19 protein-coding genes are annotated in these 23,651 nt (G+C 60.1%); 6 read left to right on the top strand and 13 right to left on the bottom strand.

The window, feature by feature from the left end; genetic code table 11:
* Positions 1-22 precede the first annotated feature (22 nt).
* Entirely contained in the window at positions 23-304 is a 282-nt protein-coding gene (locus AACY42_RS24250) for a DUF1652 domain-containing protein (protein ID WP_339482814.1), read from the top strand.
* 98 nt (positions 305-402) lie between these two features.
* On the opposite strand, the gene AACY42_RS24255 is transcribed toward AACY42_RS24250, so the two are convergent.
* The 10 genes from AACY42_RS24255 to AACY42_RS24300 form a co-directional block, all read right to left on the bottom strand.
* Positions 403-1,341 carry a carbohydrate kinase family protein gene (locus AACY42_RS24255; RefSeq protein WP_339482815.1) on the bottom strand — a complete coding sequence of 313 codons (939 nt, stop codon included), beginning with the start codon at positions 1,339-1,341 and terminating at the stop codon, positions 403-405.
* A gap of 12 nt (positions 1,342-1,353) precedes the next feature.
* A complete protein-coding gene (xylB, locus tag AACY42_RS24260; RefSeq protein WP_339482816.1) occupies positions 1,354-2,841 on the bottom strand; it encodes a xylulokinase in 1,488 nt (495 codons plus the stop codon).
* Positions 2,842-3,089: 248 nt separating this feature from the next.
* Positions 3,090-4,571 (bottom strand): mannitol dehydrogenase family protein, encoded by a 1,482-nt coding sequence (locus tag AACY42_RS24265; RefSeq protein ID WP_339482817.1) that lies wholly within the window; start codon positions 4,569-4,571, stop codon positions 3,090-3,092.
* Between the two features lie 15 nt (positions 4,572-4,586).
* Positions 4,587-5,690, bottom strand: a complete 1,104-nt coding sequence (locus AACY42_RS24270) for an ABC transporter ATP-binding protein (protein ID WP_339482819.1) — start codon at positions 5,688-5,690, stop codon at positions 4,587-4,589.
* Between the two features lie 120 nt (positions 5,691-5,810).
* Positions 5,811-6,641 carry a carbohydrate ABC transporter permease gene (locus AACY42_RS24275; RefSeq protein WP_018601515.1) on the bottom strand — a complete coding sequence of 277 codons (831 nt, stop codon included), beginning with the start codon at positions 6,639-6,641 and terminating at the stop codon, positions 5,811-5,813.
* A 10-nt stretch (positions 6,642-6,651) separates the two neighbouring features.
* Complete coding sequence (locus tag AACY42_RS24280; protein ID WP_339482821.1) at positions 6,652-7,584, bottom strand: carbohydrate ABC transporter permease; 933 nt, start codon at positions 7,582-7,584, stop codon at positions 6,652-6,654.
* 149 nt (positions 7,585-7,733) lie between these two features.
* Positions 7,734-9,044 carry an ABC transporter substrate-binding protein gene (locus AACY42_RS24285; protein WP_339482823.1) on the bottom strand — a complete coding sequence of 437 codons (1,311 nt, stop codon included), beginning with the start codon at positions 9,042-9,044 and terminating at the stop codon, positions 7,734-7,736.
* 322 nt (positions 9,045-9,366) lie between these two features.
* Positions 9,367-10,272: an AraC family transcriptional regulator gene (locus tag AACY42_RS24290; protein WP_339482824.1), complete on the bottom strand. Its 906-nt coding sequence runs from the start codon at positions 10,270-10,272 to the stop codon at positions 9,367-9,369.
* Positions 10,273-10,342: 70 nt separating this feature from the next.
* Positions 10,343-11,635 carry a glycosyltransferase gene (locus AACY42_RS24295; RefSeq protein WP_339482825.1) on the bottom strand — a complete coding sequence of 431 codons (1,293 nt, stop codon included), beginning with the start codon at positions 11,633-11,635 and terminating at the stop codon, positions 10,343-10,345.
* A gap of 77 nt (positions 11,636-11,712) precedes the next feature.
* Positions 11,713-12,090, bottom strand: coding sequence for a response regulator (locus AACY42_RS24300; protein WP_339482826.1), 378 nt, complete (start codon positions 12,088-12,090; stop codon positions 11,713-11,715).
* Between the two features lie 287 nt (positions 12,091-12,377).
* Here AACY42_RS24300 and AACY42_RS24305 point away from each other — a divergent pair, with 287 nt between their 5' ends.
* The 5 genes from AACY42_RS24305 to AACY42_RS24325 are packed head-to-tail and all read left to right on the top strand — an operon-like array spanning position 12,378 to position 18,909.
* Positions 12,378-15,854 carry a response regulator gene (locus AACY42_RS24305; protein WP_339482827.1) on the top strand — a complete coding sequence of 1,159 codons (3,477 nt, stop codon included), beginning with the start codon at positions 12,378-12,380 and terminating at the stop codon, positions 15,852-15,854.
* Positions 15,854-16,669, top strand: coding sequence for a CheR family methyltransferase (locus AACY42_RS24310; protein ID WP_339482828.1), 816 nt, complete (start codon positions 15,854-15,856; stop codon positions 16,667-16,669). Before AACY42_RS24305 ends, AACY42_RS24310 begins: the two co-directional genes overlap by 1 nt.
* On the top strand, positions 16,666-17,253 hold the full coding sequence (locus AACY42_RS24315; protein ID WP_339482829.1) for a chemotaxis protein CheB: 588 nt from the start codon (positions 16,666-16,668) through the stop codon (positions 17,251-17,253). Before AACY42_RS24310 ends, AACY42_RS24315 begins: the two co-directional genes overlap by 4 nt.
* Positions 17,254-17,258: 5 nt before the next feature.
* A complete protein-coding gene (locus AACY42_RS24320) occupies positions 17,259-18,539 on the top strand; it encodes a hybrid sensor histidine kinase/response regulator (protein ID WP_339482830.1) in 1,281 nt (426 codons plus the stop codon).
* Positions 18,532-18,909 (top strand): response regulator, encoded by a 378-nt coding sequence (locus AACY42_RS24325; RefSeq protein ID WP_339482831.1) that lies wholly within the window; start codon positions 18,532-18,534, stop codon positions 18,907-18,909. The genes AACY42_RS24320 and AACY42_RS24325 overlap by 8 nt, the downstream gene beginning before the upstream one ends.
* A gap of 48 nt (positions 18,910-18,957) precedes the next feature.
* Here AACY42_RS24325 and AACY42_RS24330 read toward each other — a convergent pair whose 3' ends face one another.
* From AACY42_RS24330 to AACY42_RS24340, 3 genes are all read right to left on the bottom strand, one after another.
* Complete coding sequence (locus tag AACY42_RS24330) at positions 18,958-20,631, bottom strand: ATP-binding protein (RefSeq protein ID WP_339482832.1); 1,674 nt, start codon at positions 20,629-20,631, stop codon at positions 18,958-18,960.
* Positions 20,628-22,130, bottom strand: coding sequence for an ATPase domain-containing protein (locus AACY42_RS24335; protein WP_339482833.1), 1,503 nt, complete (start codon positions 22,128-22,130; stop codon positions 20,628-20,630). The genes AACY42_RS24330 and AACY42_RS24335 overlap by 4 nt, the downstream gene beginning before the upstream one ends.
* 266 nt (positions 22,131-22,396) lie before the next feature.
* Positions 22,397-23,455 (bottom strand): tetratricopeptide repeat protein, encoded by a 1,059-nt coding sequence (locus AACY42_RS24340; protein ID WP_339482834.1) that lies wholly within the window; start codon positions 23,453-23,455, stop codon positions 22,397-22,399.
* Positions 23,456-23,651 lie beyond the last annotated feature (196 nt).

The following is a 23,651-nucleotide window of genomic DNA, read 5'->3' on the forward strand; positions in this document are numbered from 1 at the left end:
GCCTCAACAGGAGAGAGTCGCCATGTTTCTATCTGCCCTCGAAATGCGAAACATCATTGAAAGCAGCTTGTTACCCAAGCGCTCGCAATGCACCTTGTCACCTGAGCTGACGATGACAGTCAAGATTTACGACGATCACGAAACCGATCGCGTGGCCTTGATCAAAACCGACATCGATGCCAATAAACTCACCGGTTGCCGGGCCATCAACGACTTGATCGCCGAGCTGCGTACCGAGCTCGACCACAACCCTGCCGCTGGCAATCACTTTCATCAGCAACACCATCGGATGACTGGCCGCTGATAACGGCCTTGTCCTTGTAAGCCTGACGCTCGGGTCCGGTCATGTCCGAACCCGGCGTCCAGTTTTTTAGCTGCGATTTTTTAGCAGCGATGCGCCATTCAGTTCAATTGTTGTCTGTATGGCAGGTCCGGCCCGGTTTTGCCGCAAGTCAGGGCGGCGGCGCGAATGGCGAACTCAAGCATGGTGCTGATCTGTTCCCGGGTCAGGGTATGCAACCCCTCGACCGAATCCAATTGTTGTTCCGTCAACCACGCAATCAGCGCGGCCTGGAAGGTGTCGCCTGCACCCACGGTGTCGGCGATCTTCACCGGACAGGACGGCAGCGACCATGAGCCGTGTTGGCGACTGAAGACCGTAGCGCCCTGGCCGCCACGGGTCAGGAAGACCAATTGGCAGCGGTTCCCCAGCCAACCTTCGACGATCGCCTTGGGCTCAACCCCTGGGTAGAGCAGCTCCAGGTCTTCGTCACTGACCTTGATCAGGTCGGCATATTGCACCAGCGTCGCAATCCGTGAGCGCCACAGCTCGATATCCGGCTGCGGGTTGAGTCGCACATTCGGGTCGAGGCTGATCAGGCGGCGGCCGCTTTCGCGTTGCATCAGGGCCAGGAGCGTATCGGCAATGGGCTGGACCACCAGCGAGAACGAGCCGAAATGCAAGCCGCGCACCTCGGGGCCCAGGTCCGGTAGATGCGCCAGGCTCAGTTGTCGGTCCGCACAGCCTTCGCCGCGAAAACTGTAGTGGGGCGAACCATTGGCGCCCACGGCAACCATTGCCAGGGTGGTCGGTGCGTCGAACTCCACCAGGTATTGGGCGCTGACACCTTCATTGAGCAGCACCTGCTGCAAGCGTCGGCCCAAGTAGTCGGTGGACAGCCCGGTCAACAGCGCCGATTCAACACCCAGGCGGCGCAGCCCCACGGCTACGTTGAACGGTGAACCGCCGGCAATGGCCTTGTAGTTCACTTGCGAGGCCAAGCCATTCGCCTCGGTCTCACTGAAAAAATCAAACAGCGCTTCACCACACACCAAATACATAGTTGCCCGCTCTCAAAGGGTTGCGACGTGTTGTCGATAACGTTCATAAACTTGTTGCGACGCCGCGACATGCGCGGCAATTGGCCGGGTTTCGCTGGTCGGGTCGAGCTTGACGCAGCGCTCACACAGCTCGGCCAAGCCTGTTTGCGAACCCGAGTGACACCATGCCGCCTGGATCGCCGCCCCCAAAGCCGCGGCTTCGCTCTGCTCGGTGCAAATGACCGTGGTGTCCATGGTGTCGGCGACGATCTGCCGCCACTCCGCGCTTTTGGAGCCACCGCCGATCAGGCGAATGCTCTGGGCCTGGAGTCCGTTGGCCCGCAACAGGTCCAAGCCATAGCGCAAACCGAATGTCGTGCCTTCGACCACGGCGCGACACAGGTTGGCCCGGGTCAGGTTGGTGGTGGTCAGGCCCAACAGGCTGCCGGTGGCATGGGGCAGGGCGGGAACACGCTCGCCGTTGAGGAACGGCAGCATGCACACGCCCTCTGCACCAATCGGAGCCTGGACCACCAGGGCGTTGAATGTGTCGATGTCCAGCGCCAGCAATTGGCGAATCGCCCCGGTGGCGTTGGTCAGGTTCATGGTGCAGATCAGCGGCAGCCAGCCACCGCTGGAGGAGCAGAATGTCGCCACGGACGGCTGTGGACTGACCGCAGGTTCGGCGGCATAGGCGTAGACCGTACCGGAGGAACCGAGGCTCATAGTAATCACGCCGGGCTGGATATTACCCGTACCGATGGCCCCCATCATGTTGTCGCCGCCACCACTTGCCACCACCGCGTTGGGGTTGATGCCCAGGTGCGCAGCAATGGCTGGCAGGATACGTCCAACTGGCTGATGGGCCTCGATCAGTTCCGGCAGCGCCGCTTGCAAGCGTGCGCTGGGGTCGATGTGTTGTAACAGTTGCACGTCCCACTGGCGGGTGCGCACGTTGAAATAGCCGGTTCCTGAGGCGTCGCCGTATTCGCTGCAATGGCGGCCGGTGAGCCAGTAGTTGAGGTAGTCGTGGGGCAGCAGGACGCTGGCGATGCGTTCGAAAACCTGGGGATGTTGCTCTCGAGTCCAGAGCAGTTTGGAAACCGTGTAGCCCGGCGCGATCACCACGCCGAGGCGTTCGAGGCTGCCGCCTTCACCACCCAGGTGCAGCAGGAGTCGATCGTTTTCCGGCGTTGTCTCGGTGTCGCACCACAGCTTGGCCGGGCGCAGCACCTGGCCTTGGTCATCGAGCAACACCAGGCCGTGTTGTTGGCCGGAGACGCCGATACCGTGGATCGCCTGGCCATCGACCCCAGCGACAGCCAAGGCTTGGTGAGTGGCTTGGGTGAATGCCTCGAGCCATTGCTGGGTGTCTTGTTCGCGGCGACCGTTGGGGCCGCTGATCATGGCGTGCGCCGCGGCACCCTGGCCGAGGACCTGGCCACTGGTCGCGTCCAGGACCAGCGCCTTGGTGCCTTGGGTGCCGCAGTCGATGCCCAGGAACAGTTGTTGGTTTGCCATAGAAATCCTTGGTCGTCAGATCAATACCAGCAGGTAATAGCAGCTCGGTCAGCAAACACACAACCCGGGGCGAGGGAGCTTGCTTCCGCTGGGCTCTGTAGGAGCTGGCGAAGCCTGCGATCTTTTGATCTTTCGCTTGGGATTCAAGTGTCAGGGAAAAATCGCAGCCTCGTTGCACTCGACAGCTCCTACACAGCTCCTACGGCCCAGCGGGAGCAAGCTCCCTCGCCACAAAAGCGGATTGCTGTTTAAGCGCCGTCAGCCAACACTCGCTCAAGTGTTCGTGTTACCCCGTGTTCACGCAAGCTGTTGCAGCACCATTCGAATGCTGCCACGAACTCCGGCGAGCGAGGAATGGCAGTGCCAAAGATTTCTTCCACCTCCAGCATCCGCTGGGTCACCAGCGCATCGTCAGCCACCAGTGCCTGGCAGAACGCCGCCCGTGGGTCCGGGATTGAATACGTCACGCCGTTCTCGTCCACACCCTTCAAGTACACGGCCCAGGCGGCCACTACCAGCGCCGCGCGGCGGGTCTCGCCACCGTTGGCGATCAAGCGGTTGATGGTTGGCACAGTGAATTTCGGAAACTTCGACGAGCCGTCCGAACAGACCCGTTCCAACTGGTCGGCAATCGCCTGGTTGGAAAAACGCTCCACCAGGGTGTTCTTGTAGTCGCTCAGGTCGATGCCCGGCACTGGCGCCAGTTGCGGCGTCACGTCCAGGTCCATGTAGGCGCGCATGTAACGTACGAACAGCGGATCGTTCATGGTCTCGTGGACGAAGCGATAACCCTTGAGAAAGCCCAGGTAGGTCAACGCCAGGTGGCTGCCGTTGAGCAGCTTGATTTTCATCTCTTCATAAGGTGTGACGTCATCGGTGAACTGCACGCCGACCTTTTCCCAGGCCGGGCGACCGTTGACGAACTTGTCTTCCAGGACCCATTGCACGAAGGGTTCGCAGACCACCGGCCAGGCGTCGTCGATGCCATGTTCGTCATGCAGTTGCAGGCGATGGGCCACGCTGGTCATGGGCGTGATGCGATCGACCATGGCATTGGGGAAACTGACATTGCGGTCGATCCATTGCCCCAGATCGGCGTCGCCCAGCGCGGCGAAGGCCAGCAACGCCTTGCGGGTCACAGCACCATTGTGGGGCAGGTTATCGCAGGACATCAGGGTGAACGCCGGAGTGCCGGCCGCACGGCGCTTGGCCAGGGCGGCGCAGAGGAAACCGAAAACGGTTTTCGGCGTCTCAGGATGGGCCAGGTCGTGCTGGATCTGCGGCAAGTGGGCCATGAACTCGCCGGTGCTGTCGTCGATGCAATAGCCACCTTCGGTGATGGTCAGCGAGACGATGCGGATCTGCGGGTCGGCCAGTTTGTCGATCAGCGCCTGGGCGCCATCTTCAGCCAGCAACATGTCATTGATCGCGCCAATCACCCGGACTTCGGTGTCATCGGTGTCGCCCAGTTCGTACAGGGTGAACAGGTATTCCTGGGCGGCCAGGTCGTCCCGGGCACGGCGATCCTCGGCTCGCAGGCCCACGCCGCAGATGGCCCAGTCCAGGTCGGCACCGGTGTTCATCAACGCATCGGTGTAGTAGGCCTGGTGAGCGCGGTGGAAACCGCCGACGCCGATGTGGGCGATGCCCTGGCGAATGTCGCCCACAGGGTAGGCGGGCAGGGCGACGTCAGGGTTGAGGTTGTGCAGGTTTTGTCGGTTGAGTTTCATCGCAGGTCTCGGCAATCAGGCGGCGGCGCGCAGCGCGCGGGTCACCGCAACGCCCTCGGCATCGAATAAGTGACAGTGTTCGGCGTCCAGGTGCAGGCTCAGTTGCTCGCCGAAACGGCTCGCCAAGTCGCCGCGAACGCGCATGGTCAAGGCTTCGTCGGATGCGGTGACGACGTGACAGAAAGTGTCGCTGCCCAGCCGTTCGCTGACGTCGGCGGTGACTTGCAGGGTGCAATCACCCGGTTGCGCCAGGTTCAGATGCTCTGGGCGAATCCCCAGGGTCACCGCGCCGCCGACGTTCAGGCTGGCACCGCTCAAGGGCAGGCTGATACGCGTGCCGGCGTCCAACTGCACTTCACAACCCTGGCTGTCCAGGCCGGTGACCCTGCCTTTGAGAAAACCCATTTTCGGTGTGCCGAGGAACCCGGCGACAAACAGGTTGGCCGGCTGGTGGTACAGCTCCAGCGGTGAGCCGACCTGCTCAATGCGCCCGCCATTGAGCACCACTACCTTGTCGGCCAGGGTCATGGCTTCGACCTGGTCGTGAGTCACGTAGATCATGGTCGCCTGCAGCTCTTTGTGCAGGCGTGCCAGTTCCAGGCGCATTTGCACCCGCAGGGCGGCGTCGAGGTTGGACAGTGGTTCGTCGAACAGGAAGATTTTCGGATTACGCACGATGGCCCGGCCGATCGCAACACGTTGGCGCTGGCCGCCGGACAGTTGCTTGGGCTTGCGCTCGAGCATCGGCCCCAGTTCGAGGATGCGTGCCGCCTCGTTGACCTTCTTCTCGACCTCGGCCTTGGGCACACCGGCCAGGTCCAGGGCAAAGGACATGTTCTTGCGCACGCTCATGTGCGGGTACAAGGCGTAGGTCTGGAATACCATCGCCAGGTCGCGCTTGGCCGGGCTGACTTCAGTGATGTCCCGGCCATCCAGTTCGATGGTGCCGTCGCTGACCTCTTCAAGGCCGGCGATCAGCCGCAGCAGCGTGGACTTGCCACAGCCCGATGGGCCAACGAAGACCACGAACTCGCGGTCGTTCACCTCAAGGTCGATGCCTTTGATGATGGAGAAGCCTTCGAAAGCCTTTTGCAAATTCTTGATTTTCAGGTTGGCCATGATGATGGGCCTCCACTTGTTATTTATTCAGTTGGCCGGGAAAGATCGCAGCCTCGTTGCACTCGACCGCTCCTACAGCGATCCGGTGGGCGCTGGCGAAGCCTGCGATCTTCTGGCGGTTCATTTCACCGCGCCGAAGGACAAACCGCGCACCAGCTGTTTCTGGCTGATCCAGCCGAAGATCAGGATCGGCGCGCAGGCCAGGGTCGAGACGGCCGACAATTTGGCCCAGAACAACCCTTCCGGGCTGGAATAAGAGGCGATCAACGCCGTCAGTGGTGCGGCTTTGGAGGAGGTGAGGTTCAGCGACCAGAAGGCCTCGTTCCAGCACAGGATCAGCGACAGCAGCACAGTGGAGGCCAGGCCGCCCTTGGCAATCGGCAGCAGCACCCGGACCATCTCCTGCCACAGGGTGGCGCCATCCAGACGCGCGGCCTCGAGGATGTCGCGAGGAATGTCTTTGAAGTAGGTGTAAATCATCCAGACCACGATGGGCAGGTTGATCAAGGTGTAGATGATGATCAACGCGACACGCGTGTCCAGCAGGCCAAACTGCTTGGCCAGCAGGTAGATCGGCATCAGCACGCCCACTGGCGGCAGCATCTTGGTGGAGAGCATCCACAGCAACGTGCCTTTGGTGCGCTGGGTTTCATAGAACGCCATGGAGTAGGCCGCAGGCACCGCAATCAGCAAGCACAGGGCGGTGGCACTGAAGGAAATCACCACCGAGTTCCAGGCGAAGCTGAAGTAGTTGCTGCGCTCGTTGATGTGCAGGTAGTTCTCCAGCGTGGGCGCGAAGATGAACTGCGGCGGTGTGGCGAACGCGTCGATTTCGGTCTTGAAGCTGGTCAGCACCATCCAGAAGATCGGGAAGAAGATCAGGATCGCGATGGCCCAGGCCAGCGTGCCCAGCAGCAGGCTTTGCAGGCGACGGGATTGTTGAAGAGTCATGGCGACGGCCTCAATGCTTGTCGGTGAGGTTTTTGCCGATCATCCGGACCAGGATGATGGCGGCGATGTTGGCAATGACCACGGCAATCAGGCCACCGGCCGAAGCCATGCCGACGTCGAACTGCACCAGTGCCTGGTTGTAGATCAGGTAGGCAAGGTTGGTGGAGGCGTAGCCGGGGCCACCGTTGGTGGTGGTGAATATCTCGGCGAATACCGACAGCAGGAAGATCGTTTCGATCATCACCACCACGGCAATCGGGCGGGCCAGGTGCGGCAGGGTCAGGTGCCAGAAGATCGCGATCGGGCCGGCACCGTCCAGGCGCGCGGCTTCTTTCTGTTCCTGATCCAGCGACTGCATGGCGGTCATCAGAATCAGGATCGCGAATGGCAGCCATTGCCAACTCACGATGATGATGATCGACAGCAGCGGATAGTGGGCCAGCCAGTCCACCGGTTGGGCGCCGAACAGTTTCCACACCGAGGCGAGGATGCCCGAGACCGGGTGGAAGATCAGGTTCTTCCAGATCAACGCGCCGACGGTGGGCATGATGAAGAACGGCGAGATCAGCAGCACACGGACGATGCCACGACCAAAAAACTCACTGGCCTCCAGCAGCGCGCTGATCAACACCCCGAGGACGATACTGATCAACAGCACGCTGCCCACCAGCAACAGGGTATTGGTGGCGCCGGGCACGAAACCTGAGTCGGTGAGGAAATAAGTGAAGTTCTCCAGCCCGACGAATTGGTTTTCACCGGGGTAGAGCAGGTTGTAGCGGATCAGCGAGAAGTAGACGGTCATGCCCAGCGGCACGATCATCCACAGCAGCAACAAGGCCACCGAAGGGCTGACCAGGAACCAACCGGGGTTGGCCAGGCGGAGCTTGCGTGCCGGCGGAGCAATCTCGATGGGGGCTTTGGCAGTTGTTGTTGAGCTATTCATGGCATTGAACCGATTTTTGCGGGCCTATGAAGATCCACTGTGGGAGCGAGCGTGCTCGCGAATAGGGCGGCACATCCAACATCAATGTGACTGACAGATCGCTTTCGCGAGCAAGCCCGCTCCCACAAAAGGCAGAGCGGCGACGCGGATTACTTGGGATACCCGGCGCGTTTCATCTCGCGTTCGGTGGTGGACTGCGCAGCGGTCAACGCCTGGTCCACGGTCTGCTGGCCGGTCAGCGCACCCGAAAAGAACTTGCCCACCTGGGTGCCGATGGCCTGGAACTCGGGAATGGTCACCAACTGGATGCCGATGTAGGGCACAGGTTTGAGGGTCGGCGCTTTCGGGTCGGCGACTTTCAACGATTCCAGGGTCACCTTGGCAAACGGCGCGGCCTTCATGTACTCGTCGCTGTAGGTCGAGGTGCGGGTGCCTGGCGGGACGTTGGCAATGCCGTCGGTCTTGGCAACCAATTGGCTGTACTCCTTGGACGTCGCCCAGGTGGTAAAGGCCGTGGCCGCGTCCTTGGCTTTGGAGCTGGTCGGGATGGCCAGGGACCAGGAGTACATCCACGAAGTGCCCTTGTCGGTTTTTTCGTGGGGGGCGAAGGTGAATCCAACGTGATCGGCCACCTTGCTCTGAGTCTTGTCGGTGACGAACGACCCGGCGACGCTGGCGTCCACCCAGATCGCGCATTTACCGCTGTTGAACAGCGCCAGGTTTTCGTTGAAACCATTACTGGAAGCGCCCGGCGGGCCGGACTTCTTCATGTTGTCGACGTAAAAATTGAGTGCTTGCTTCCACTCGGGCCCATTGAATTGCGGCTGCCACTTCTCATCGAACCAGCGCGCGCCATAACCGTTGGCCAGGGTGGTGATGAGCGCCATGTTCTCGCCCCAACCGGCCTTGCCCCGCAGGCACAGGCCATATTGTTCCTTGGATTTGTCGGTGAGCTTTTCCGCGAACTCACCGATCTGGGTCCAGGTCGGGTGTTCGGGCATGGTCAGCCCGGCGTCCTTGAACAGGTCCGTGCGGTAATAGGTGATCGAGCTTTCGGCATAAAACGGCAGGGCGTACAGCGAACCTTTGACCGACAAGCCATCGCGCACGGAAGGGAACACGTCTTCCAGGTCGTAGGAAGCCGGCAGGTCCTTCATCGGTTCCAGCCAGCCCTTGGCACCCCAGAGTGCAGCTTCGTACATGCCAATGGTCAGCACATCGAACTGTCCGCCCTGGGTAGCGATGTCGGTGGTCAGGCGCTGGCGCAGGACGTTTTCTTCGAGCACCACCCAGTTCAGCTTGATGTCCGGGTGCTCGGCCTCGAAGGTTTTCGAGAGCTTTTGCATGCGGATCATGTCGCTGTTGTTGACGGTGGCAATGGTGAGGGTCTGTGCGCCGAAACTGACGCTGCTGAGGGTCATGCAGGTGGAGACAAACAGAGCTTTTACCGAAGGTTTCATCGCGCACTCCTTTTCTGCGCCCGAAGGTTGCAGAAGGACAGTTATTGTTTTTGTGTCTTCCGGATGAAGGGAAGAATGTGCGCTGATTACAGCCCTCAATGGGCGGCGTGACAAATCATCCGTCGCACTTGTGCTGATACTTTTTTGCACTGGCGAAGATTTGTGGCGAGGGAATTTAGCGAAATGTCGCACCGTCCCGCTTTGTGGAAGCAAGGGTTGCCCGCGATGAAGATGACGTGGTCTGCCGGGAAACCGAGGCGCCTGCGTCGCGAGCAAGCTTGGCTCCCACATAAATCCTCGCCACAGGGACAATCCGAGATTGTCAGCCCTGGTTTTGCTCCGTCAGCCGCTGCACCGCCAACCGCCGGTAGTGGGAAGGGGTCATGCCCTTGAGCTGCTGGAAACGCCGGTTGAAATTGGAGATATTGTTGAAACCGGATTCAAAGCACACGTCTGTCACCGGTTTGTCGCCGTCGGCGAGCAACTCGCAGGATTTGCTGATGCGCAGGCGATTGACGAACTCAATGAAGCAGCGACCGGTGGCCTGCTTGAACACCCGGCTGAAGTAGGTGGGTTTCATGCTCAGGTGCTCGGCCACTTCTTCCAGGGACAGTTCCCGGGCGTAGTGGGCGAAGATGTAGTCCACCGCGCGGTTGGTGCGGTCGACGCTGTGTTCGTCCGCCGCCTGCGGGGAGGTCGCGCCGGAAAGCAGTTGATAGTCATCCGTGGCGGCCAGCAATTCCATCAGAATGAAAAAATGCCCCAGGCGGCTCATGCCTTGGGAATCGGCGATGCGCTGCATCAGGGTCATGGCCTGGCGGATGGTGCGCTTGCAGCGAAACTCGATGCCGTATTGAGCACGTTCGAGCAGCGGTGCGACAGCCTTGAGTTCGGCGAATACCTGATGGCCGCTTTCGAACAACTCGTCGGTGAAGTTCACCAGCATGTCGCGCTTGTGCACCACTTCGTCCTCAGCCACCTGGCTGATCCAGTTGTGGGGCAGGTTGGGCCCGGTTAGGAACAGCGACTGGGGATAGAAGTTGCCGATATAGTCGCCAATGAACACCTTGCCGGAACTGGCAACGATCAAGTGCAGTTCGTATTCCTTGTGGAAATGCCAGCGCACCAGCGGGCAAGGGAAACCGTGCTGGCGGTAGATGATGGATAACCCATTATGGTCGTCCATCAACTCGTAGGAGGGGTCGGTGATTCTGGCAGTTCGGGTCATGGGCCTGGCGCTTTTATTGTTATCGCCGTTGGATAATGCCCCCTTCCCCAGGCAGGTGCCACTCTGACGATTAGGCGTTGCGGTTTTTTTCCTCAATCCACTGGGACATGTATTGGGTGCTTTTGTGTTGGTGGTGACGCAGCATGCTGCCGGTGAAGTTGTCCCGGCGCCGTTGTACCAGGTCCGCCCGGCAAGCGTTGATGCTGTCGATCAGCGCCGGGCCGTGAACCTGTTGCTGGTAGCGGCTCGCCAGCAGGGCGAGGCCTGCATCCTGGGCCTGGGTCCAGCGCCCCTGGTCGCTGTACAACTGCACCGCCGCGCTGGCGATGCCTTCGGCGCTCTGGGCAATTGCGCCGGGCCAGGGCATGCCGCCGTGCATGGCTTCGGCCCCCACGGGGGTGGTGACGTTGGGTGTGCCGCAAAGCATGGCGTCGATCAGCTTGCCCTTGATGCCAGCGCCGAAACGCAGAGGTGCCAGGCAAATGCGTGCCGCTGACATCACCTGCAAGGCGTCCTCGGCCCAGTTCATGATGTGAAAACCCTGGGCCGGGTTATGTAGCACGGCGGCCTTGGGCGGGGTGTAGGCGCCGTACAGGTGCAGTTGCGCGCCGGGTAATTGTTGGCGGATCAGTGGCCAGATGGCGTTTTTCATCCAGAGCACGGCGTCCCAGTTCGGCGCGTGGCGAAAGTTTCCGATACTCAGGAAATGCGCCCGGTCCTCGAACGGCACCGACTGTTCGCTGGGCAGGTCCAGCATCAAAGGGCACCAGTGCAGCAGGTTGCGGGGCAACTTGAAATGTTCCACCAACAGTTCGACTTCAACCTCGGACACCATCAGGTTGAGGTCACAGCGGTACAGTGCAGCGATTTCCCGCTTGGCCAGGTCGGTGTCGGCCATCCGCTGGAACTCCTCGCCCAGGGCGGGAGCGAAGAGGTCGCTGAACTCCTGGCTAGCCTCATCGCGCTTCAAACGGTCCTTCAAGCGCTGATGCCGGGCGTGGCGCAGGCTTTGCAAATCTGACGTCTCGAGCACCCGCAGGGCGCCGGGGCAGTGCTTCTCGACCCGCCAGCCGAACTGTTCTTCCATCATGAATTGGTCGAACAGCACGATGTCCGGCGCCAGCTCGCTGATGAAGGCGTCGAAGCTGCTGCTATTGAGTTCGATCGGCACTTCCTGGATACCCAGCGCGACCAGGTCGGCGCGGTGTTCGCCGGGACCCGCCGGACTGCTGAAGGTGATGTCCCAGCCTTGCCCGAGGAAGGCGTCGAGGATCTGCATGACATGCCCGCTGGCAGCCGATGAGCGCGGTTCGGGCCAGACGTAGCCGATAACCAGTACTTTGGTGGCGGTGGGGTGATGCATGAGCAGAGGGTTCCTCGAAGCGAATCAGGCGCTGTTGGCGCACGGGGCGCCGATAGTGACCAACAATACGATCCGGCTCAAGAAGGGGGGCAAGAAAGAATGCGTTTGACCTCGTCTCGCAATTGATCGATCGAGAAGGGCTTGCTGATCACACTCATGCCCTTCGGCACATCGATACTTTCGGCATAACCACTGGCAAACAGCACAGGCAGCTCTGGCCGCACGGCTTGGGCCTGTTTTGCCAATTCGCGCCCATCCATGACCGGCAGACCGACGTCGGTCATCATCAGTTCGATGGGCTGCGCGTCGTTGTGCAAAAAAGCCAGCGCCTGCTCACAACCCTCCGCCTCCAACACCCGGTATTCCAGTTCCTCCAGCACGTCGACGATCAACATCCGCACAATATCATCGTCTTCGACGACCAGGATGGTGGGCGGAGTGGCAGGGGTGGACATAGTAGACATTCTCGAAAAAGGGAACGGGAGGGAGACTCAAAAAAAAAACGGTCTCATTCATGAGCCTCTTTTATGAGCCTCTTTTATGAGTAAGTCCCGAGGCGGCACAAGTTCCCAGGGTTGTACAAGAAAGGATCTATAGTACAAGAGCTGACAAGGATAGTCGCTTCCTTGCTACTCGGTGGATCGTCGCGCACTTGCGCCTTTGACTCGTCAGATAATGTGGATCCAAGCGCCATTTTTCGGGCAAACTCCACGGTTTTCAACTGTCCACCAAGGCCTTTTCCATGATCACTTCGTCTTCGGTCGACGAGAAAAGTTTTCGCAAGCTCCTGAGCCGCAATATCGGTCTGCCGCTGGGCATGGGCGCCCTCAGCTCGGTGTTTTTCATCATCCTGATCACCTACCTGCTGTCGGTGATCCAATGGGTCGGCCATACCGACCGGGTGATCAATAACGTCAATGAGGCGTTCAAGCTGAGCGTGGACCTGGAAACGGGCATGCGCGGCTATCTCTTGAGTGGTGACGAGCATTTTCTCGACCCCTATGAAGTCGCCAAGCCCCGGATCGCCGTTGCGCTGGACACACTGCTGGAATTGACCGCCGACAACCCCGTCCAGACCGACCGCCTGCACAAGATACAGGCACTCCAGACCGAGTGGGCCAATTACGCCCAAGGCGTGATCGACTTGCAACGCACCCGTGGCGATTACCGGGGAGCGGTGAAGGCCGGGCGCGGCAAGCGCCTGATCGACGAAATTCGCCAGTCCTTCGAAGACATTGTCGAGACCGAGCAGCAACTGCGTGCGGCGCGCAATGAGGAGGTGCGCACGACCACGGTCTGGAGTATCGCCCTGTACTTGCTGTTCGTCGCCGCGGTCAGTGGGTTGCTGGCCTACGTCGGCCGCCGGGATCTGTTGAGCCTGTCCGAGAGCTACAGCGCCAGCTTGAAAGTCCAGCAACGTAGCGCCCTGCACCTGGAGAAGCAGGCCTGGTTGCGCAATGGCCAGATGCTGCTGGCCGAGCAGGTCCTGGGGCAGTTGTCCCTGAACCTGTTGGGTCGCAACATCTTGCAGTTCTGTGCAAAGTACCTGGATGTGGCGGTCGCTGCACTCTATGTACGGGAAGACAATGGCGTCCTCAGGCGCGTTGCCAGTTATGGCTTGTCCCGGGAGGATAACGAGCAGCAGCAGGTGATTGTCGACGGTGAAGGCATCGCTGGCCAGGCCTTGCAACAGGGGCGTGTCATTCGCCTGGATGACGTACCGGACGATTACCTGAAAGTCAGCTCCGGATTGGGGCAAGGGCTGCCCAACAGCGTGCTGGTGGCGCCCACCAGTGACGATGGCCGGATCAACGGTGTCATCGAACTGGGCTTGCTGCGGCCATTGACCGAGCGCGACATTGAGCTGCTGGAGCTGATTTCCGGCAATGTCGGCACCTCCATCGAGGCCGCCCGTTATCGCCAACGCTTGCAGGAAGTGCTGGCCGAAACCCAGCAGTTGAACGAAGAACTGCAAGTGCAGCAGGAAGAGCTCAAGACCGCCAATGAGGAACTGGAAGAGCAGTCGCGCATCCTCAAGGAGTCCCAGGCTCACCTGGAAACCCAGCAGCAGGAACTGGAGCAGAGCAACGAGCAATTGGCCGAACAGCGCGACGCCATGGACCAGAAGAACGGTGAGCTGAACCTGGCCCAGATCCAGTTGCAGGAGCGCGCCGAAGAGCTGCAGCGTTCGAGCAAGTACAAGTCCGAGTTCCTGGCCAACATGTCCCATGAGCTGCGCACGCCGCTCAACAGCTCGCTGATCCTGTCCAAGCTGTTGGCCGAAAATCCGCAGCAGAACCTCAGCGAGGAGCAGGTCAAGTTTGCCGAGTCGATCTACTCCGCCGGCAACGACCTGTTGAACCTGATCAACGATATTCTTGACATCTCCAAGGTCGAAGCCGGAAAGCTGGAAGTGCGCCCGGAAAACACCAGCGTGCAGCGTCTGGTGGAGGGGCTGCGGGACATGTTCGAACCGTTGGCGGCCGATAAGGGCCTGGGGTTCGAGGTCCAGGTGTTGCCCGATGCGCCGACGATGCTCTACACCGACCGCCAGCGCCTGGAGCAGGTGATCAAGAACCTGCTGTCCAATGCCGTGAAGTTCACCGAGCACGGCGCCGTCAGCCTGACGGTGGCCGGGCAACCGGGCTCGGGCATCGCGTTCATGGTGCGCGACTCCGGGATCGGCATCGCCGTCAATCAGCAGCAAAGCATCTTCGAAGCGTTCCGCCAGGCCGATGGCACGACCAATCGTCGTTACGGCGGCACAGGCCTGGGGTTGTCGATTTCCCGGGACCTGGCCACGTTGCTCGGCGGCTCGATCTCCGTTTCCAGCGAACCGGGGCAGGGCAGTGTGTTTACGCTGGTGTTGCCTGAACGTTACGTCGAGCCCGGAGACTCGCCAACAGAGCCGATGACGTTCACTCCGACCGCCTCGGCGCCAGCGTCCGTCGCGCCAACAGCGGCGCCGTTGATCGCTGAAGTGGATACGCCGATTGCCCGCTTTGCCGACGACCGCGACAAAGCGCCGTTCGACACCCGGTGCATTCTGGTGATCGAGGACGAGCCCAAATTCGCCCGGATCCTGTTCGACCTGGCCCATGAGCTCGGTTACCAGTGCCTGGTGGCCCACGGTGCCGACGAAGGCTTCGACCTGGCGTTGCAACTGGCACCCGACGCGATCCTGCTGGATATGCGACTGCCGGATCATTCCGGGCTGACGGTGTTGCAGCGGCTCAAGGAGCAGGCCGAAACCCGGCACATCCCGGTGCACGTGATTTCCGTCGAAGACCGTGTCGAAGCCGCCATGCACATGGGCGCCATCGGCTACGCCGTCAAACCGACCACCCGCGAAGAGCTCAAGGAGGTGTTCGCCCGCCTGGAAGCCAAGCTGACCCAGAAGGTCAAGCGGGTGCTGCTGGTGGAGGACGATGACCTGCAACGCGACAGTATTACCCGCCTGATCGGCGACGATGACATCGAGATCACCGCCGTTGGCCTGGCCCAACAAGCCCTGGATCTGTTGCGGACCAACGTCTACGACTGCATGATTATCGACCTCAAGTTGCCGGACATGCTCGGCAATGACCTGCTCAAGCGCATGTCCAGCGAAGACATCTGTTCCTTCCCGCCGGTGATTGTCTACACCGGGCGCAACCTGACCCGCGATGAAGAGGCCGAACTGCGCAAGTATTCGCGCTCGATCATCATCAAGGGCGCCCGTTCGCCCGAGCGCCTGCTGGACGAGGTGACACTCTTTCTGCACAAAGTCGAATCCCGGTTGTCCCATGAACGGCAGCGGATGCTCAAGACGGCCCGCAGCCGCGACAAGGTGTTTGAGGGCCGCAAGGTACTGCTGGTAGACGACGATGTGCGCAACATTTTTGCCCTGACCAGCGCCCTGGAGGCGAAGGGGGCGATCGTTGTCATCGGCCGTAACGGCCTGGAGGCGATCGATCGCCTGAACGAATTCGACGACATCGACCTGGTGCTGATGGATGTAATGATGCCGGGGATGGACGGTTTCGAAGCCACCGCGCTGATCCGCAAGGACCCGCGCTGGCGCAAGCTGCCCATTATTGCGGTGACGGCCAAGGCCATGAAAGATGATCAGGAGCGCTGCCTGGCGGCGGGTTCCAACGACTACCTGGCCAAACCGATCGATCTGGATCGTCTGTTCTCGCTGATTCGCGTGTGGTTGCCGAATATGGAAAGAATTTAGTGGAACGTGACACTGACATTGAAATTCGTTTGTTGATCGAAGCGATCTACCTCAAGTACAGCTACGATTTTCGCGATTATTCCGGTGCGTCCATCAAGCGCAGGGTCCATCATGCGCTGAGTCAGTTCGAGTGCAGGACCATATCGGCCTTGCAGGAGCGTGTGCTGCACGACCCAGGGGTGTTCATGCAGCTGCTGCAACTGCTGACGATCCCGGTCAGCGAGATGTTTCGCGACCCTTCGCATTTCCTCGCGATCCGCGAGGAAATCGTGCCGCTACTCAGAACGTATCCTTCGATCAAGATCTGGATCGCCGGTTGCAGCACGGGGGAGGAGGTCTACTCCATGGCGATCCTGTTGCGCGAAGAAGGCCTGCTGGACCGCACATTCATCTATGCCACCGATATCAATCCGCGCTCGTTGGAGAAAGCCAAGCAGGGGATTTTTTCCCTGGAAAACGTGCGCACCTACACTCAGAACTACCAGAACGCCGGAGGCCGGCGTTCGTTTGCCGATTACTACACCGCCGCCTACGATTATGCGATGTTCGACAAAACCCTGTGTGAGAACGTGACCTTTGCCGATCACAGCCTGGCGACCGACAGTGTCTTTTCAGAAACTCAGTTAATTTCATGTCGTAACGTATTGATATATTTCAATAAAAAACTACAGGATCGGGCGTTTGGACTGTTTCATGAGTCCCTTTGTCACCGTGGTTTCCTGGTATTGGGCAGCAAGGAGACGTTGGATTTCTCGGCTTACGGCCATCGATTCGAGCCGTTGGTCAAACAGGAACGGATCTATCGCAAGTTATGAATCAGACGAAGGACAGATCCAACCCGCCTATCGAGGCCATTGTCGTCGGTGCATCGGCCGGTGGCGTCGACGCGCTGCTCAGGGTGTTTGGATACCTGCGCAAAGGCTTTGGCGTGCCCATCCTGGTGGTATTGCATTTGCCGGACGAGCGAGTGAGCCAACTGGCCCATGTATTCGGACATCGTCTGGCGGTGCCGGTGGAGGAAGCCCGGGACAAGCAGGACATCGTGCCGGGAACCTTGTATGTCGCCACGCCCGGCTATCACTTGTCGGTCGAGGCTGACCGTAGCCTGTCGTTGAGTCTGGAGGAACCGGTGCATCATTCGCGGCCGTCCATCGATGTTTTGTTTGAATCGGCCGCCGATGTCTACGGCCAGAAATTGCTGGCCGTGGTGCTGACCGGCGCCAACGACGATGGCGCCAGTGGCTTGGCGAAGGTCAGGGCGCTGGGCGGGATCACGGTGGTCCAGGACCCCGATGAGGCCCAGGTCTCGACCATGCCCGAAGCGGCGCTGGCCCTGCACGAGCCCAACCATATCCTTACTTTGCAAGGCATCGGCCAATTGCTGCTCGGGCTGGAATGAACCACATGCCAAGAGATATGCAAGCCAAACTGCTGATCGTCGATGATCTGCCTGAGAATCTGTTGGCCCTGGAAGCGCTGATCAAGGGGGGCAACCGCGAGGTCTTCAAGGCCCTGTCGGCGGACGAAGCGCTGTCCCTGCTGCTGCAACACGACTTTGCTCTGGCCATCATCGATGTGCAGATGCCGGACATGAACGGTTTCCAACTGGCCGAGTTGATGCGTGGCACGGAGAAGACCCGTAGCATCCCTATCATTTTCGTCAGTGCCGCTGGTCGTGAACGCAACTATGCCTTTACCGGTTATGAAAACGGTGCGGTGGACTTCCTGTACAAGCCGTTGGACACCCAGGCAGTCAAAAGCAAGGTCAGTGTATTCGTTGAGTTATACCGCCAACGAAAGGCCATGAAGGAGCAGGTCGTCGCCCTTGAGCAGAGTCGCCGCGAGCAGGAGGTTCTGGTGCAGCAACTGGAGGCCACTCGTGGCGAGCTGGAGCAGGCAGTGCGCATGCGTGACGACTTCATGTCCATCGTTGCTCACGAGGTGCGCACGCCCCTCAATGGGCTCATTCTCGAGACACAACTGCGCAAAATGCACCTGGCCCGGGACAACGCCGCGGCCTTCAGCCTGGACAAAGTGCGGGCAATGGTCGACCGCGACGAGCGGCAGATCAAGAGCCTGATCCGGCTGATCGAGGACATGCTGGATGTCTCGCGGATTCGCACCGGCAAGCTGTCGATCCGTCCGAGCCACTTCAACCTGACGGCATTGTTGGAAAATTTACTGCGTAATTTCCAGCCACAGATCGCCGACGCCGAGTGCTCGTTGACCTGCTTGGTCGAGCCGTCGGTGGAGGGGCTTTGGGATGAGTTTCGTATCGAGCAGGTGATCTCGAACCTGTTGACCAATGCGTTGCGCTACGGCGGCAAGGGGCCGATCGAGGTGCGCGTCTACAAGACGCCCGACCATGCCTGTATCGAGGTTCAGGATCACGGCATCGGCATCGGCGAGGAGAACCAGAAACGTATCTTTCAGCAATTCGAGCGCGTATCGTCCAAGGCGGCTGCTGCTGGTCTTGGGCTAGGGCTGTTCATTTCCGAGCAGATTGTTATGGCCCATGGCGGGACGATCACGGTCAACAGTCGCCTCAATGAAGGGGCCTTGTTTCGTGTTTGTCTGCCTTTACAGAAAACAGCCTTGGACAAAACCGCCGAACAGACGCAACCTCTGAGAGACCCTAAGGTCGTATCAGCAGCTATTGATCGAACAAAGGCTTCTCATGAGTGAAGATGCGCAAGATGTTGTATTGATCGTTGAGGATGACCCGTCGATCCTGATGGTGCTGTCGGCCTACCTGTCGGGCGAGGGATACCGGGTGCTGCAGGCGCAAAGCGGTGCCCAGGCGTTCGATATCCTGGCGAGCAAGCCTCATCTGGACATGATGATTACTGACTTCCGCCTGCCGGGTGGTATCTCCGGGGTGCAGATTGCCGAACCTGCGGTCAAGTTGCGCCCGGAACTGAAGGTCATTTTCATCAGTGGCTACGCGCAGGAAGTGCGCGACACCGATAGCCCCATTACCCGTAAGGCGCCGATCCTGGACAAACCGTTCGACCTGGATGAGCTGCAGAGCATCATGCAGTCAATGTTGTCGTAGGTTCAAGACGCATGGTCTGGATAGGGCAAGGCCTTTGCTCCCACGAAATCAAGGGTTCCGGATCATCTCCCGGACCTTGGCTGTCAACAAATCAAAGGTGAACGGCTTGGTGATCATCTGCATCCCCGGGTCAAGGAAACCGCCGCGTACAGCGGCATGTTCCGCATAACCGGTGATGAACAGCACCCGCAGGTCCGGACGGATCTGCCGGCCAATTTCTGCCAGTTGCCGGCCATTCATGCCGGGCAGGCCTACGTCGCTGATCAGCAGGTCGATGCGTTGGTCTGATTGGAGGATCGGTACCGCGCCGTTGGCGTCCCCCACCTCCACAAAGGTATAGCCCAGTTCGCTCAGCACCGCGCTTACCAGCACCCGCACCGCCGGATCGTCCTCGACGATCAGCACGGTCTCGCCGTCCTGCGCATAGGGCGTGTGGGGGGGGAAGATCGGGGGTTCGTGTGTTTCTTCACCGACAAAGCGTGGTAGGTAAAGGGTTACGGTGGTGCCTTTGTCGACTTCGCTGTCGATGGTCACATGGCCGTGCGATTGCTTGCTGAAGCCATAGATCATCGACAGGCCCAGCCCCGTGCCCTGGCCGATGGGCTTGGTGGTGAAGAACGGATCGAACGCACGACCGATGATCGCTTCGGGCATGCCGCAACCACTGTCCTGCACGCTCAGCACCACATAGTCGCCGGGCTGCAGGTGGGTAGAGGCGTCGGTAAAATCGGCGTCCAGGTGCCGATTGCAGGTCTGTACCACCAGGGTCCCGCCGTTGGGCATGGCATCCCGGGCATTGAGGACCAGGTTGAGCAGGGCGCTTTCCAGTTGGTTGGGGTCAGCTTCGGCGACCCAGAGCTGCTCGTCCAGTTGCATGTCCAGGCGGATGCTTTCGTTGAGGCTGCGTTGCAGCAACTCGCCCATGGACAGCACCAGCGTGTTCATCTGGACGGCTTTGGAGTCCAGCGATTGGCGACGGGAAAACGCCAGCAGGCGGTGGGTGAGGCCGGCCGCGCGGTTGGCCGAGGTCACGCCCAGGTCGATCAGGCTGTCCAGATCCTCGGTGCGGCCCCGCGCCAGGCGCCGGCGCAGCAGTTCGAGACTGCCAATGATCCCGGTGAGCATGTTGTTGAAGTCGTGGGCGATACCGCCGGTGAGTTGGCCAACCGCTTCCATTTTCTGCGACTGGCGCAGTGCTTCTTCGTTATGGCGCAACTGGGCAGTGCGCTCTTCCACCTGTTGCTCGAGGGTTTCAAGGGTGGTTTGCAGGCGCTGTTCGCTGTTGCTGAGGTCGATCAGGCGGTCGCGGGCTTCGTACTGCCTTCGACGGCCTCGCAGGGCGGTGGTCACCAGGCTGATCAGGGTCACAGGGTGGAAAGGGCGCTCAAGGAAGGTCACGTTGCCCAGTTGCGTACCCAGGCGCGCCGCCGGGTTCTGTTCCGGGCCGCCGTGATGGGTCAGCAAGACAATGGGCAGGTCAGACCAGGCCGGCTGCTGCTCGATGTGCAGGAACAACGTTTCCAGATTGGGCCCCAGCAGCGCTTCCGATGAAATCACCAGCAGGCCGGCACCATTTTCCAGTTCTTCGCACAAATGCCCCAGATGACGGCAAATGAGACCGGTGAAACCGGCTTCATTGAGGATCATCAAGGCGATCTGGCTGTCCCGTCCCAGCGGCGCGAGGATCAATGCTCGCTCTGATAGGGGCTCGGTCAAGGTCACTGGAGATCATCCTTGAGCAGCGGGTGGTCCGCTCCCATGTAGGTCGGCACGCCACGCAATACGCCCTGGAATGCCTCCAGCGGTTCGCCAATGGTCATGCCCTGGCCGCTGATGCGGTATTCGCGGATGGTCGATTCATGGCTGCCCGTACGTTTCTTGATAATGGAAATCGCCCGCCGGACCTTGCCCAGTGCTTCGAAATAACGCAACAGAATCACCGTGTCAGCCAGGTAAGTAATGTCCACGGGCGCCTGCATGTCACCGACCAGACCGTGCTGTGCAACCGTCATGAAGGTCGCCGCGCCCTTGCGGTTGAGATAGAGCAACAATTCGTGCATGTGCAGCACCAGGGCGTTCTCTTCCGGCATGGCCGCTTGATAGCCATTGATGCTGTCGATGACCACGGTCTTGATGTCGCCCTCATCGACACAACGGCGTACGCGGTGGGAGAACTCGCCAGGGGACAGCTCGGCAGCGTCCACTTGCTCGATCAGCAGGTTGCCGGTCTCTTGCAGGGCTTGCAGGTCGATGCCGATGTTTTTCATGCGTTCGAACAACAAGCCCAGTTCTTCGTCGAAGATGAACAGCGCGGCTTTTTCGCCGCGATGCACGGCGGCTGCGGCAAAAATCAGCGCTATCAGTGATTTGCCAGTCCCCGCCGGACCCAGGATCAACGTGCTGGAACCGGTCTCGATACCACCGCCGAGCAGAGCGTCCATTTCGCCGATGCCGCTGGAGAGTTGCTGGCGCAGGTACTGACCACGGTGTTCGGCGGCCACCAGGCGTGGGAAGACGTGTACGCCATCGCCCATGATGGTGAAGTCATGGTAACCGCCACGGTATTTCTGTCCGCGATACTTGACCACCCGGATCCGGCGTCGTTCGGCGCCATAGTCGGGGGTCAGTTCCTCCAGGCGTATCACCCCGTGGGCAACACTGTGGACAGTCTTGTCGAGGGACTCGGTGGTCAGGTCGTCGAGCAACAGGACTGTGGCGTCGTAACGCACGAAATAGTGCTTGATCGCGAGGATCTGGCGACGATAGCGCAAGGAGCTTTGTGCCAGCAGGCGAATCTCCGACAGGCTGTCGAGCACGACTCGGGTCGGCTTGACCCGTTCGACCACTTCGAAGATCTGTCGGGTTGCTTCGCCCAGCTCTAGGTCCGAGGAGTACAGCAGGCTCTGCTGGTGCTCGGCATTGAGCAGGCTTTCGGGTGGGGTCAGTTCGAAAATATGAATGTTGTCGTCCAGCGTCCACCCGTGGGAGGTTGCGCCCTGACGCAGTTCACGCTCGGTTTCCGATAGCGTGATGTACAACGAGCGCTCGCCAGCCTGGGCGCCGGCCAACAGAAAATGCAGCGCGACCGTGGTCTTACCAGTCCCCGGTTCCCCCTCAAGCAGGAACACATGGCCGCGGGACAAACCACCGGAAAGGACATTGTCCAGCCCTTCGATGCCGGTGGCGGCTTTTGCACTGATCAACTCGTTAGATGTAGACAAAAAAAGCCCTCTCATGACTAGGGAAGTGGGCAGCAGGCGGGGTCACGCCTGAATTCAACTGCCTGAACACTTGACCTTTGGCGGTGATGGCGGTTCCGCTTACATCGATAAAACGAGGAGTACTGCACAACTTTGGTAGGCGCTGTGTAGGAGCTGTCGAGCGAAGCGAGGCTGCGATCTTTACCAAGCCAATTGAATGACAAGCGAACACTCGAACGCTCTAGATCAAACGATCACCCGAACGCGGCCCGAGCCTTCGGCAGCGCCTACAGACCCTGTTGCAGCGCCGGGTCGTCGGGGTTCAACTGTTCAAGTTGCGCCAGCAGGATTTGAACATTCTGCAGCTGGCCGGTCTCCTTCCAATAGTTGATCAGCAGCACCCGCGCCTTGCGGTCGGCGGGATAGCGCTGGACGATTTCCTGCAACTGTTTCTGCGCCGCCTCCACTTCCTGCTCGGCATGCAGGGTGGTCGCCAGGTCAAAGCGGTAATGGCGGTTCTCGGGCTCCAGTTCCACAGCTTTTGCCAAGCCGAGCACTGCATACTCGTTCTGGCCGTGTTGCAGCAGCCACATGCCCAGCGCGTGTTGCAGATAAGCCGACGCTGGCTGGGTTTTTAGCTGTCGGGCGAGCAATAATCGTGCGGCTTCGCTTTGGCCCTGTTTGTCCAGCACCTTGATCTGCATGACCAGCGCCGGCAGGTTGTCCGGTTGCAGGCTCAAGGCTTGTTCTAGGGCCCGCTGGGCTTTCTTCAGTTCGGCGTTGTGCAGGTGCAGTCGGGCGAGCTGGTAGTGGGTCTCAGCGGTTTTCGGACCGTCCTCGAGCACCTGTTTCCAGGTGTCGATGGCTGACTGCATCGCCCCGAAATACAAGCCGAGGTCATCCGGCGACAAGCCCAGCAGCGCGTTCACGGCGGCGAACCGGACGTTCTGGTCATCATCCTCCAGGAGCGGGCCGAGCAACAGGCTGCGCTGGCCTGTCGGCACCAGCCCGACGACACTGCCGATGGCGGCCCGCCGCACGTCCGGTGATTTGCTGTGCAGGTCCGCATCCGCCAGCTTCAGGGCTTGGGGGCTGGGATAGTTGGGCAGTTCGGCGTGCAGCCACACACGACGCTTGGGCGAAAGGTCCGGACGCCCCAATTGCTGGTAAAGCATCCGCGCCGCCCCTGGCTGCCCGTTGCGGGCGCTTCCCAAGGCTTCACTGTAGCCACGCTTGATCGCGTCGGGGATCTGCGGCGTGGTGCTGCGTAGCCACACCGCGACAAAACCAATCACCAACAGGACACAAAGGCTGAGGAGCAGATAGCGGCGGCGAGACGAAGACATGCAGGTAATCCATAACCAGGAGCGTGAAATGTCGCAAGCTTCGGTCAGGTGGGGGCTTGAGTCAAACCTTGTGAAGCCTCTGAGGCGCCTTGGGTAAGCTTGCCCAAGTCAATGTGGGAGCAAGGCTTGCCCGCGATGAGGGCGGCACATTTAGCATCAACGCATCTGACACACCGTTATCGCGAGCAAGCTTTGC

It is taken from the genome of Pseudomonas sp. RL_5y_Pfl2_73 (assembly GCF_963970515.1).
Lineage (GTDB): Bacteria > Pseudomonadota > Gammaproteobacteria > Pseudomonadales > Pseudomonadaceae > Aquipseudomonas.